Genomic DNA, 12851 nt, shown 5'->3' with positions numbered 1-12851 from the left:
TACAGGTTTTGTAGGCCGGGTAAGCGGAGCGCCACCGGGCATTTGCGATTAGCGCGCGAGCCAGGTGCCAACGTCCTGATAATTCCCGCGAAACACAATCTTGTCGGCTTTTTTACTGAGCTGATAGCGATACATCGGATCGTAATATTCCACCAACAACGGTTTAAGCCAGCTGAAATGCACCTCGGTGGATGCGCCACGTTGCTGCTGAAGCAGCGCTTCGTCGAGGCTTGCCGTCAGTTCGGCAAAACGCTGCAATCCTAAACGGCGGCGGATGGCGAACAGGCCCTGATGCAGGTAGTCGCTATATTCCTGCCAGCCTTGCTCTTCGCCGAACGCCTGCAAAAAATCATGGTGCATGCGGGTGAAATACTCTTCCCGAAGGCGCTCCAGCCGGACCTCAAACGGATCTTCCACCACCGCAATGGAGGACTGCGCCATCCGATTGCGCAGGCATTCCGGCAAGTGGTTAGCCCCAATCATGTGACCTTCATCTTCGATAACCCAACGCGCGGCGTCTTTTTGTAACAGCGCAATGGCCAGTTCATTTTCAAAACTGGCCTGTGAAAGCTGCGGCTGAAGCGTGCGGCCAAAGGACGATCCGCGGTGATGGGCGAGCCCTTCGAGATCGATTCCGGATGTCTGAGATTGTACCAGCAGGGTTTTTCCGTTCCCGGTGCAGCCGCCAATCAGCACCATTGGCCGCTCGACATATTCTGCTGTCACGGAGATAGCGGTCTGACGCAAGGATTTGTAGCCGCCGACGATCAACGGCACATCCACTCCCGCCTCGCGCAGCCACTGCTGGGTAATATGCGAGCGCTGGCCGCCGCGCGCGCAGCACAGCAGGGCATCCGGGTGGCGGCGAATAGCATCGAACCAGGCGTCTAAACGTTGTTGGCGCTTTTCCCCGGCGACCAGTGTGTGGCCGAGTTTCAGCGCGGCATCCGCCCCGTGGCGTTTGTAGCAGGTCCCAACGGTGGCGCGTTCGTCGTCATCCATCAGAGGGAGGTTAATACCCGTTGGCATTGCCCCTTGTTGAAACTCTATCGGGGCGCGCACATCGATGATGGGCGTGTTGCCTGCGAGAATTTGTCGGAAGTTTACTGCGGGTCGGGTGGTATGTGGCATGGTTAAAGACTCTGGAGCGATACACCCCGGCATTTTACGCCACGTGAGGGGGGATAGCTTGATATTCGCCATTCGTTTAGCAAAAAGGTGTCATAAAACCGTGGATTTCTGGCCGCCGCTGTTGGAACAGACCAACGATATCCTCAACAACTTTGCCGCTGTGGGCGGTATGCCAGGCAAGGCTCAGTGGCGAGGCGGCTCGCATGGCAGGAATAGCTCGGCTAACCAGCTGACCTTGTGCGATTAGCGGCTGGCAAAGTGGTAACGGTAAAAAACCGATCCCCACCCCCGCAATATGCGCGGCGACTTTCGTCTCGATATCGGGCACCAGAAATTCTTTTTGCCCTGGCAGTCGCCAGGCCACTCGTTTGGTCAACCGGCGCGCACTGTCGGCAATGTTGACCGCCGGATAGCGGCGGAGCAGGGCCTCGGTGAGCGTGACTTCGGGCTGGTTGAGTGGGTGAGTGGGGGACATCACAAACAGCCACTGAACCTCGCCGAGGGGTTCAACGGCGATGGTATCCGACAGGGCTTCGGTGCCGGTCACGCCAATCGCCAGTGAAAAATCATCATGCAGCAGTGTGTCCCAGACGCCCATGTAAATCTGGCGAGAAAAATGAAACTGGGTAAATGGATAACGCCCGACCAGCCACGCCAACAGCTGCGAGACGGCAAGCGGGCTGTACATCAGGTTATTGACCACGATATTCACCTGGCGCTCAATGCCGTCGTTAATTTGCCGGAGTTCACCGGGCATGCCGTCTATCCAGCCCAGCCACTCTCGCGCCTGAGCCAATAGGTGATAGCCGGCAGGGGTCAGCGAAACACTGCGTGTAGTCCGGCAGAAGAGGGCTACGCCGGTGTTCTCTTCGAGCAACTTAATACGATAGCTGATCGTTGCCGTGGTTTTGCACAGGCGCTCAGCGGCCCTGGAGAAGCTACCGGTTTCAGCAATGCACAGAAAGGTGCGCAGCGTTTCAATATCAAACATATTACATTCCAATAGTGAACTGATTTATAAGCACTTTCTCACAATTACCTTTTGTGAATTGTGGTCTTTGTCTTGTTTTGGAAAAATATTCCAACTTTTAGGTTGCTGTTAATTTGAGAAGGTTCTAGATTAGCCACAGAGAGAAGTTCAGGGCCGAAAGGGATCGGGATCACAAGGGAAAACAAGATGAAACTTGAGGTAAAACCGCTCAATCGTGCGGAATTTGCAGAGTATGGTGACGTAATTGAAACCGAAGGCCAGGATTTTTTCTTTATCAATAACGGCCAGGTGCAGCGCTTTCACGATCTGGCACACGTCGAGATCCTTGAACAGGACCGGACGCTGATCAGCATTAATCAGGCGCAGCCTGTCGCGCTTCCCATCATCGTCACGGAGCTGGAGCGCCATCCGCTTGGTACACAAGCGTTTGTGCCTCTGCACGGTGAACCTTTCGTCATTGTCGTGGCGCTGGGTGGGGATGACGTTGATTTAACGACTTTGCGCGCGTTTATCACTAACGGGCAGCAGGGGGTCAATTACCACCGTAACGTCTGGCATCACCCGCTGTTTGCCTGGCAAAAAGAAACCCAATTTCTGACCATCGATCGCGGTGGAAATGATAACTGCGACGTGGTTTCTGTCCCGTCGCACGAGCTGGTAATTTGTTGAGGTATCCCGTGACGCTGCCGGTTATCTTGCATAAGATATCGAACTTACGCTTAACGTAAGCTGGCGGAGAAGACGGAAAAAATGACAGAAGTACGACGGCGCGGCAGGCCAGGCCTGGCAGAACCGACCGCGCAAAAAGGGGCGCAGGCCTTGGAGCGAGGCATCGCGATTATGCAGTATCTGGCCAAAAGCGGCGGCAGTTCTTCGGTTAGCGATATTTCGGTGAATCTCGACTTGCCTCTGACCACCGCCTTTCGCTTACTGAAGGTGCTGGAAAACGCAGATTTTGTCTACCAGGACAATCAGTTAGGCTGGTGGCATATCGGGCTGGGCGTGTTTAACGTCGGCACGGCCTACATCCACAACCGTGACGTCCTGTCTGTCGCCGGGCCGTTTATGCGCCGTCTGATGCTGATGTCAGGGGAAACGGTGAACGTGGCTATCCGCAACGGTAACGAAGCGGTGTTGATAGGGCAGCAGGAGTGTAAGGCGATGGTCAGAATGTGTGCCCCGCTGGGTAGCCGTCTGCCGCTTCACGCATCCGGTGCGGGGAAAGCGCTGCTCTATCCGATAGGTGAAGAGGCGCTGATGGACGCAATTTTGAAAACGGGTTTGCAGCGCTTTACGCCGACGACCCTTATCGACCTGCCGGTGTTGCAAAAAGACCTGGAGGGCGCACGTCAGCAGGGCTACTGCATCGATCAGGAAGAACACGTTATTGGGCTGAACTGTATCGCCTCAGCCATTTACGATGATGTAGGCAGCGTGGTGGCCGCCATCTCTATCTCTGGACCTGCCTCACGCTTAACGCCGGATCGCTTTGCCAGCCAGGGCGAGTTGGTACATCAGACGGCTATGGATATCAGTACTGCGCTTGGCCTGAAAACAGCCAGAGCATAAGCGTCGCACCCGCTCGCCGGAGCGGGTTTTTTTGGTGGATTCACAAAGTTGGAATATTTTTCCAAAAATTAAGGTGGAACGGAAATGGCAAGAATGCGAGCCGTGGATGCGGCAATGTATGTCCTGGAAAAAGAAGGTGTGAACACCGCATTTGGTGTGCCGGGTGCGGCGATTAACCCTTTTTATTCTGCAATGCGTCAACATGGCGGTATCCGTCATGTACTGGCGCGCCACGTGGAAGGTGCTTCCCACATGGCGGAGGGGTACACCCGTGCAACGGCCGGGAATATCGGCGTCTGCCTGGGGACGTCTGGCCCGGCAGGGACAGATATGATAACCGCGCTGTATTCAGCTTCGGCAGATTCAATCCCTATTCTGTGCATTACCGGCCAGGCACCGCGTGCCCGTCTGCATAAAGAAGATTTTCAGGCAGTGGATATCGAATCCATTGCCAAACCGGTGAGCAAATGGGCTGTGACCGTGCGCGAAGCAGCGCTGGTGCCGCGCGTGCTGCAACAGGCATTTCACCTGATGCGCTCAGGCCGCCCTGGCCCGGTGTTGGTCGACCTGCCGTACGACGTGCAGGTGGCAGAAATTGAGTTTGATCCTGACATGTACGAACCGCTGGCGGTCTACAAACCTGCGGCTTCCCGCGCGCAAATTGAAAGAGCCATCGACATGCTGCTGCAGGCTGAGCATCCGGTGATCGTCGCCGGGGGCGGGGTAATTAATGCCGATGCGGCTGCGCTGTTACAGCGTTTTGCCGAGCTGACGCAGGTGCCGGTGATCCCAACCCTGATGGGCTGGGGCTGCATTCCAGACGATCATGAACTGATGGCCGGAATGGTCGGGCTGCAAACGGCACACCGCTACGGGAACGCAACGCTGTTGGCCTCCGATCTGGTGTTGGGCATTGGTAACCGTTTTGCCAATCGCCATACTGGCTCGGTAGAGAAATACACCGAAGGGCGCAAAATCATCCATATCGACATCGAGCCGACGCAGATTGGACGCGTGCTGTGCCCGGACTTAGGCATTGTCTCTGATGCGAAAGCGGCGCTGACCCTGCTGGTTGAAGTGGCGGAAGCGCGGCAAAAAGCAGGGCAGTTGCCGTGTCGCGACGCGTGGGTGGCCGACTGCCAGCAGCGTAAACGCACCCTGCTGCGCAAAACGCACTTTGACAACGTGCCGGTCAAGCCGCAGCGCGTCTACGAAGAGATGAACAAAGCCTTCAGCCGCGACGTATGCTACGTCACCACCATTGGCCTGTCGCAAATCGCTGCGGCGCAAATGCTGCATGTGTTTAAAGACCGCCACTGGATCAACTGTGGCCAGGCGGGTCCATTAGGCTGGACGCTTCCGGCGGCCCTCGGCGTTTGCATCGCGGATCCGAAACGTGAGGTGGTGGCAATTTCTGGCGACTTTGATTTCCAGTTCATGATTGAAGAACTTGCCGTCGGCGCGCAGTTTAACATTCCGTATATCCATGTGCTGGTGAATAACGCCTATCTGGGCCTTATCCGCCAGTCACAGCGCGCCTTTGATATGGATTACTGCGTCCAGTTGGCGTTCGAAAATATCAACTCCAGCGAAGTAAACGGCTATGGCGTTGACCACGTGAAGGTGGCCGAAGGTTTAGGCTGTAAAGCCATTCGTGTGTTTAACCCGCAGGATCTGGCCCCGGCGTTTGAGCAGGCTAAGGCCCTGATGGCGCAATACCGCGTGCCGGTAGTGGTGGAAGTCATCCTTGAGCGCGTAACCAATATTTCGATGGGTAGCGAACTGGATAATGTTACGGAGTTTGAAGCCACGGCTGACAGCGCCGCCGACGCACCGACTGAAACCTGCTTTATGCAATATCACTAAGGAAGGCGCACCATGTTACGTTTTTCTGCCAATATCTCGATGCTGTTTACAGAATATGATTTCCTGGACCGCTTTGCCAAAGCGGCAGCCTGCGGATTTCGCGGCGTCGAATTTATGTTCCCGTACGACTACGACATTGATGTGCTCCAGCAGGTCCTGAAGCAGAACTCTCTGGAACATACGCTGCACAACCTCCCGGCGGGTGACTGGGCCGCCGGGGAACGCGGAATAGCCTGTATTCCCGGGCGCGAAGCGGAGTTTCGAGAAGGCGTGCTGGCGGCCGTGCGTTATGCAAAAGCGTTAGGCAACCGCAAAATCAACTGCCTGGTAGGCAAAACTCCGACGCAGTTCAGCCCGGAACAGGTTCACACAACGCTGGTGGATAATCTGCGTTTTGCGGCAAACGTGCTGGCAAAAGAAGACCTGCTGTTGCTGCTTGAGCCAATTAACACCTTCGATATCCCGGGTTTCCATCTGACCGGCACGCAGCAGGCACTGGCGTTGATTGAGGATATCGGTTGTCACAACGTCAAAATTCAGTATGACATTTATCATATGCAGCGCATGGAAGGGGAATTAACTCTGACGATGCAAAAGCAGGCTGAGCATATTGGTCATTTGCAAATTGCCGATAACCCACATCGTGGTGAACCGGGAACCGGGGAAATTAATTACGACTACCTGTTTGACGTGATTGCGCAATCTGATTATGACGGCTGGGTCGGGTGCGAATATAAACCCGTCAACACCACCGAAGCCGGAATAGGCTGGATGGGTCGTTATTTAAAATAAGTCTTTTGTCAGGCAGCTTTTATTTCACCGTAAATCCGGCGGGATAACTGTTGCCTGAATTCAGAAAACGAAGAGGGAAATAGCATGAAACTGGGATTTATTGGATTGGGCATTATGGGCACGCCGATGGCGCTGCGTCTGGCACAAGCCGGTCATTCGCTCCACGTGACCACCATCGGTCCGGTGGCTGAGGCACTGTTGGCAACCGGTGCGAAAAATGTCGAGACGGCGCGTCAGGTGACGGAAGCGTCAGACATTATCTTTATTATGGTGCCTGATACCCCCCAGGTTGACGAGGTGCTGTTTGGTGAGTACGGCTGTGCGAAAGCGTCGCTGAAGGGCAAAATCCTCGTCGATATGAGCTCCATTTCACCGATTGAAACCAAGCGCTTTGCAAAGCAGGTCAATGAACTCGGCGGTGAATATCTTGATGCGCCAGTGTCCGGGGGCGAAATAGGCGCTCGTGAAGGCACGCTTTCAATTATGGTCGGCGGCGATCAGGATGTGTTTGACCAGGTGAAACCGCTCTTTGAGATTATGGGGAAAAATATCACCCTGGTGGGCGGCAACGGTGACGGTCAGACCTGTAAAGTGGCGAACCAGATTATCGTGGCGCTGAACATTGAAGCCGTATCGGAAGCATTGCTGTTCGCCTCGAAGGCCGGGGCCGATCCGGTACGTGTGCGTCAGGCGTTGATGGGTGGTTTTGCCGCCTCGCGTATCCTCGAAGTGCACGGCGAGCGTATGATCAAGCGTACCTTTAATCCGGGCTTCAAAATCGCCTTACATCAGAAAGACCTTAACCTTGCGCTGCAAAGTGCCAGGGCGCTGGGTGTCAATTTACCGAACACCGCGACCTGTCAGGAATTGTTTAATACTTGCGCCGCCAACGGTGGCAGCCAGCTGGATCACTCGGCTCTGGTACAGGCGCTGGAATTAATGGCCAACCATAAAATTGCATAAAAATTAAACCCGCCGCTATGACGGCGGGAAGTTTCATCGTTTTGTTCCGCATAGCTAAACCCGTGAAAGCGTTATTCCGATACGTGAAAAGAGGGCATTATGGAACAGCAAAGAAGTCTTTACCAAAAACGCGGTTACAGTGACGATCTCTTACCCAAACTAGAAAGTCAACGCAACTGGAAGAGCTTTAACTATTTTACCTTATGGATGGGGTCGGTTCATAACGTCCCTAATTATGTAATGGTCGGCGGATTTTTTATTCTCGGGTTATCGACGCTGAATATTATGCTGGCAATTATTATTAGCGCCTTTTTTGTTGCCGCAGTAATGGTAATGAACGGTGCAGCAGGCAGTAAATACGGCGTACCGTTTGCGATGATCCTGCGTGCGTCTTACGGCATTCGTGGTGCGTTATTTCCTGGCATTTTAAGAGGCGGTATCGCGGCTATCATGTGGTTCGGTTTGCAGTGCTACGCCGGGTCGCTGGCATTACTTATTCTGCTCGGAAAAATCTGGCCTGCGTTCCTGACGTTGGGCGGTGATTTTACACTGCTGGGGCTGTCTTTACCGGGGCTGATTGCGTTCCTGCTGTTCTGGCTGGTTAACGTTGGTATCGGTTTTGGTGGCGGGAAAGTGCTGAATAAGTTCACCGCGATCCTTAATCCCTGCATCTATATCGTGTTTGGCGGCATGGCTATCTGGGCGATTTCATTAACCGGTATCGGCCCGATTCTGGACTATTTGCCGGCCGGGGTGCAGAAAGCTGAGCACAGCGGCTTCCTGTTTCTGGTGGTGATCAACGCGGTCGTGGCGGTTTGGGCGGCACCTGCGGTAAGCGCCTCTGACTTTACGCAAAATGCGTCCTCGTTTCGCGCCCAAGCACTGGGACAAACGCTGGGATTGATTGTGGCCTATGTGCTGTTTGCGGTAGCGGGCGTGTGCATTATTGCCGGAGCCAGTATCCATTACGGTATGGACACCTGGAACGTACTGGACATTGTGCAGAAATGGGACAGCCTGTTTGCCTCATTCTTTGCGGTGCTGGTTATTCTGATGACCACTATTTCGACTAACGCCACCGGGAATATTATTCCGGCAGGCTATCAAATTGCCGCGATTGCCCCGACCAAACTGACGTATAAAAACGGCGTACTGATTGCCAGTATTATTAGTCTGCTGATTTGCCCGTGGAAGCTCATGGAAAATCAGAACAGCATCTATTTATTCCTCGATATTATCGGCGGCATGTTAGGTCCGGTGATTGGTGTCATGATGGCCCATTATTTTGTGGTCATGCGTGGGAATATTAATCTTGATGAGCTGTATACCGCCGCAGGCGATTATCAATATTACGATAATGGTTTTAACCTGACGGCGTTTTCCGTCACCGTTGCCGCCGTTATTTTATCCCTCGGTGGAAAATTCATCCCTCTGCTGGAACCGTTATCCCGCGTTTCGTGGTTTGTCGGCGTCATATTTGCATTTGTCGCTTACGCCTTATTGAAAAAACGTGCGGTGAATGAACCGGCGCCTAAGCAACATGTAGCAAGCTAGCACCAGGCAATACGTAAATAAAAACAACTGTACCTACACGGAGAATATTATGTCTTACGATCTGATTATTAAAAACGGCACTGTTATTCTGGAAAATGAAGCCCGAGTGATTGATATCGCTGTCCGGGACGGCAAAATCGTTGCTCTTGGCGACGATCTGGGCGAGGCCAAAGAGGTGATGGACGCCAGCGGATTAGTGGTTTCACCCGGAATGGTGGATGCGCATACCCACATTTCTGAGCCAGGCCGCTCCCACTGGGAAGGCTACGCCACCGGAACGCGTGCGGCGGCGAAGGGCGGCATTACGACCATGATTGAAATGCCCCTCAACCAGCTGCCAGCCACCGTCGATCGCGCCAGTATTGAACTGAAATTCGACGCCGCTGCGGGCAAGCTCACCATTGACGCCGCGCAGCTTGGCGGGCTGGTGTCCTACAACCTCGACCGTCTGCACGAACTCGATGAAGTCGGCGTGGTTGGCTTCAAATGCTTTGTCGCCACCTGCGGCGATCGTGGCATCGACAACGATTTCCGTGATGTGAACGACTGGCAATTTTATAAAGGCGCGCAGACGCTGGCGAAGCTTGGCCAGCCGGTGCTGGTGCATTGCGAAAACGCGCTGATCTGCGACGAGCTGGGTGAGGAAGCCAAAAAAGAAGGCCGCGTGACCGCCCATGATTATGTGGCATCGCGTCCGGTGTTTACCGAAGTAGAAGCCATTCGTCGCGTACTGTATCTGGCGAAGTCTGCCGGTTGTCGCCTGCACGTATGCCACGTCAGCAGCCCGGAAGGTGTGGCAGAAGTGACTCGCGCCCGTCAGGAAGGCCAGGACGTGACCTGCGAATCGTGCCCGCATTACTTCGTGCTGGATACCGATCAGTTTGAAGCCATTGGCACCCTGGCAAAATGCTCACCGCCGATCCGCGATGCGGAAAACCAGAAAGGCATGTGGGACAAACTGTTCAATGGTGAAATCGACTGCCTGGTCTCTGACCACTCGCCGTGCCCGCCAGATATGAAAGCAGGCAACATCATGCAGGCGTGGGGCGGCATTGCCGGTCTGCAAAGCTGTATGGACGTGATGTTTGACGAAGCGGTGCAAAAGCGCGGCATGTCGCTGGCGATGTTCGGCAAGCTGATGGCCACCAACGCGGCCGACATTTTCGGCTTGCAGAACAAAGGCAGAATTGCCCCAGGCAAAGATGCCGATTTGGTCTTTATCCAGCCGAACAGCAGCTACGTGCTGAAAAACGAGGATCTGGAATACCGTCATAAAGTCAGCCCATACGTAGGCCGTACCATCGGGGCGCGCATTACTAAAACGCTGCTGCGCGGCGATGTGATTTACGACATCGAAGCGGGCTTCCCAATCGCGCCGAAAGGTCAGTTCATTCTTAAACACCAGCAATAACGCGGTCATGCATGCCCATCCCTGGATGGGCATGCTTTTTTCTGGGTAATGTGATGATGAATGTGTCTTTAAGCCGCGATAGTGCGCTGTCCGGTTTCCAGTGGTTTTTCTTTATTTTCTGCAATACCGTCGTGGTTCCACCGACGCTGCAATCGGCCTTTCAGCTTCCCGATGCCGCCCTGTTTACCCTGATCCAGTTCGCTTTTCTCAGCACCGCGCTGGCCTGCCTGGCACAGGCTTTTCTGGGGCATCAACGGGCAATCATGGAAGGGCCAACCGGGTTGTGGTGGGGCACTATTTTAACCGTCACCCTCGCGGAAACCGCACGCGGCACACCGGTCGACAGCATTGCCTGGAGCCTGGCGGTGGGGATTGGCTGCTCCGGGATCCTCACGCTGGTGTTGGGCGCGAGTGGGCTTGGCCAGCGCCTGGCACGCTGGTTCAGCCCGGCGGTGATGGTAGTGTTTATGCTGCTGCTCGGCGCGCAGCTCACCAGCATCTTTTTCAAAGGTATGCTTGGGCTGCCGTTCGGCGCAGACCACGTGGCACAAGGCGTGCAGATGCTGCCTTTTCTGCTGGCGCTGGCGGTGATGTTGTTGGTGATAGGAATGATTATTTTGCTGCCGCCTCGGGTGTCTCGCTACGCACTGTTAGTGGGAACGCTGGTGGGCTGGGTCGCCTGGCGTTTGTGCTATCCCGCGCCGTCAATCAGCGGCCCGGGCGCACACTGGCAGTTCTTCCCGCTGGGCCATGGCGGTGAATTGAAGCCCGGCATTATCCTGACCGCGCTGTTGGCGGGTATCGTTAACGTCTCGAATACCTACGGGGCATTGCGCGGTACGGACGTTTTTTATCCGCAGAAAACAGCAGGCCCTTCGCCGTATTCCCGCAGTTTTATCGTATCTGGGGCGATGACCGTGCTCACCGTTCCGCTTGGCGTGGTGCCGTTCTCTCCGTTTGTTTCCTCCATTGGACTGATTACCCAGACCGGCGACAGCACGCGGCGTGCTTTTGTCATTGGTAGCCTGTGTTGTCTGGCGGTGGCGGTGTTTCCCCCGCTGACGCGACTGTTTTGCACTTTACCTCTGGCGGTCAGCAGTGCGGTCATGCTGGTGTCCTATCTGCCGCTGCTCTATTCAAGTTTGGCTTTCAGTCAACAACTGACCCTGACCCCACGCAATTGCTACCGTCTGGCGCTACCGCTGTTCGCCGGTATTTTCCTGATGGGCTTGCCGCCGCTCTATTTACAGGCGGTACCACTGATCGTGCGGCCGTTACTGAGTAACGGTTTGCTGGTCGGCATTTTGCTGGCTCTGGCGATGGACAACCTCATTCCGTGGCAACGGCTGAAATAATCTCCCTACCGTAAGGATGTAGCATGAAAATTGTGATTGCCCCTGATTCATTCAAAGAAAGCCTCAGTGCGCAAAAATGCGCACAGGCAATCCAGGCGGGCTTCTCCGCTATTTTTCCCGATGCGGAATATCAGTGTTTACCGATTGCCGATGGCGGCGAAGGCACCGTTGAGGCGATGGTCGCCGCCACCTCGGGACTGATTGTCCCGGTGACGGTCACTGGCCCGCAGGGAACGCCGGTTGAGGCGTTCTACGGCGTGACCGGGGATGGCGCAACGGCGGTGATTGAGATGGCCGCGGCCAGCGGGTTGATGCTGGTGGAGCCTGACGCGCGAAACCCGCTGCGGGCGACCAGCTACGGCACCGGGGAGCTTATCCGTCACGCGCTGCGGGCCGGGATCGGGCATATCATTTTGGGTATCGGCGGCAGCGCCACCGTAGACGGCGGTATGGGCATGGCGCAGGCGCTGGGCGCACGTTTTCTTGACGCTCAGGGCAAGGAACTGTCAGCCAGCGGCGGGGCCCTGTTGCACGTGGAGCGGGTCGATCTGCAGGGGTTAGATCCGTTGCTGAAAAAGTGCCGGATAGAGGTGGCCTGCGATGTGGATAATCCGCTGATTGGCCCGCGCGGGGCGGCCACGGTGTTTGGCCCGCAAAAAGGGGCAACACTGGATATGGTTGAGGCGCTTGAGCGCGGTTTGACCCGCTATGCCGGGGTGCTGCAAACGTTGACCGATGTTGAGGTAAGCACGCTCCCGGGCGGCGGTGCCGCGGGTGGGATGGGCATTGCCGCCATGGTGTTCCTTAATGCGCAGCTCAAACCGGGGATTGATATCGTGATTGAGGCGGTCGGTCTGGCGCAGGCGATTGACGGGGCGACGCTGGTGGTCACCGGGGAAGGGCGCATCGACTCACAAACCGTCGGTGGTAAAGCCCCGATGGGGGTGGCCCGGGTGGCGAAGCAGTTTAACGTGCCGGTGATCGGCATTGCGGGCGTGTTAGGTGAGGGCGTGGAGGTGGTTCATCAGCACGGTATCGACGCGGTTTTCAGCATTTTACCGCGCCTTGCACCGCTGCCTGAGGTATTGGCCGATGGCCAAAACAATCTCTATCACTGTGCGCGAAACATTGCCTGTGTCATCAGGATCGGTCAGTTGATGGCGTAAAAAAAGCCACGGCGCTTGCCGTGGCTAAACAGAACAAACTCAAGCCAACATAG

At 55.3% G+C, this 12851-nt stretch carries 11 protein-coding genes; 9 read left to right on the top strand and 2 right to left on the bottom strand.

Going from position 1 to position 12851, the window contains the following annotated elements:
* Positions 1-48: 48 nt before the first annotated feature.
* Together mnmH and allS are read right to left on the bottom strand one after the other, a co-directional pair.
* Entirely contained in the window at positions 49-1131 is a 1083-nt protein-coding gene (gene mnmH, locus MUU47_RS21730) for a tRNA 2-selenouridine(34) synthase MnmH (RefSeq protein ID WP_258990225.1), read from the bottom strand.
* Positions 1132-1207: 76 nt separating this feature from the next.
* Entirely contained in the window at positions 1208-2122 is a 915-nt protein-coding gene (gene allS / locus MUU47_RS21725) for an HTH-type transcriptional activator AllS (protein WP_258990224.1), read from the bottom strand.
* A 186-nt stretch (positions 2123-2308) separates the two neighbouring features.
* On the opposite strand from allS, the gene allA reads away from it, so the two are divergent.
* The 9 genes from allA (at position 2309) to glxK (ending at position 12798) form a co-directional block, all read left to right on the top strand.
* Positions 2309-2791: an ureidoglycolate lyase gene (gene allA, locus MUU47_RS21720; RefSeq protein ID WP_159752559.1), complete on the top strand. Its 483-nt coding sequence runs from the start codon at positions 2309-2311 to the stop codon at positions 2789-2791.
* Between the two features lie 81 nt (positions 2792-2872).
* Positions 2873-3691, top strand: coding sequence for an HTH-type transcriptional repressor AllR (allR, locus tag MUU47_RS21715; RefSeq protein WP_258990223.1), 819 nt, complete (start codon positions 2873-2875; stop codon positions 3689-3691).
* Between the two features lie 84 nt (positions 3692-3775).
* Complete coding sequence (gene gcl / locus MUU47_RS21710; protein ID WP_258990222.1) at positions 3776-5557, top strand: glyoxylate carboligase; 1782 nt, start codon at positions 3776-3778, stop codon at positions 5555-5557.
* 12 nt (positions 5558-5569) lie between these two features.
* The gene (gene hyi / locus MUU47_RS21705; protein WP_258990221.1) at positions 5570-6349 is read left to right on the top strand and encodes a hydroxypyruvate isomerase; all 780 of its coding nucleotides are present in this window, start codon (positions 5570-5572) and stop codon (positions 6347-6349) included.
* Between the two features lie 84 nt (positions 6350-6433).
* A complete protein-coding gene (glxR, locus tag MUU47_RS21700; protein ID WP_258990220.1) occupies positions 6434-7312 on the top strand; it encodes a 2-hydroxy-3-oxopropionate reductase in 879 nt (292 codons plus the stop codon).
* Positions 7313-7411: 99 nt separating this feature from the next.
* A complete protein-coding gene (locus MUU47_RS21695) occupies positions 7412-8866 on the top strand; it encodes an allantoin transporter (RefSeq protein ID WP_258990218.1) in 1455 nt (484 codons plus the stop codon).
* Between the two features lie 49 nt (positions 8867-8915).
* Positions 8916-10277: an allantoinase AllB gene (allB, locus tag MUU47_RS21690; RefSeq protein ID WP_258990217.1), complete on the top strand. Its 1362-nt coding sequence runs from the start codon at positions 8916-8918 to the stop codon at positions 10275-10277.
* Between the two features lie 53 nt (positions 10278-10330).
* The gene (locus MUU47_RS21685) at positions 10331-11632 is read left to right on the top strand and encodes a uracil/xanthine transporter (RefSeq protein WP_258990216.1); all 1302 of its coding nucleotides are present in this window, start codon (positions 10331-10333) and stop codon (positions 11630-11632) included.
* 23 nt (positions 11633-11655) lie between these two features.
* Entirely contained in the window at positions 11656-12798 is a 1143-nt protein-coding gene (gene glxK, locus MUU47_RS21680) for a glycerate 3-kinase (protein WP_258990215.1), read from the top strand.
* Positions 12799-12851 lie beyond the last annotated feature (53 nt).

It is taken from the genome of Scandinavium hiltneri (assembly GCF_024764835.1).
Lineage (GTDB): Bacteria > Pseudomonadota > Gammaproteobacteria > Enterobacterales > Enterobacteriaceae > Scandinavium > Scandinavium hiltneri.
The sequence above is the reverse complement of the archived record's forward strand: the minus strand, read 5'-3'. Positions and strand labels throughout refer to the sequence as shown.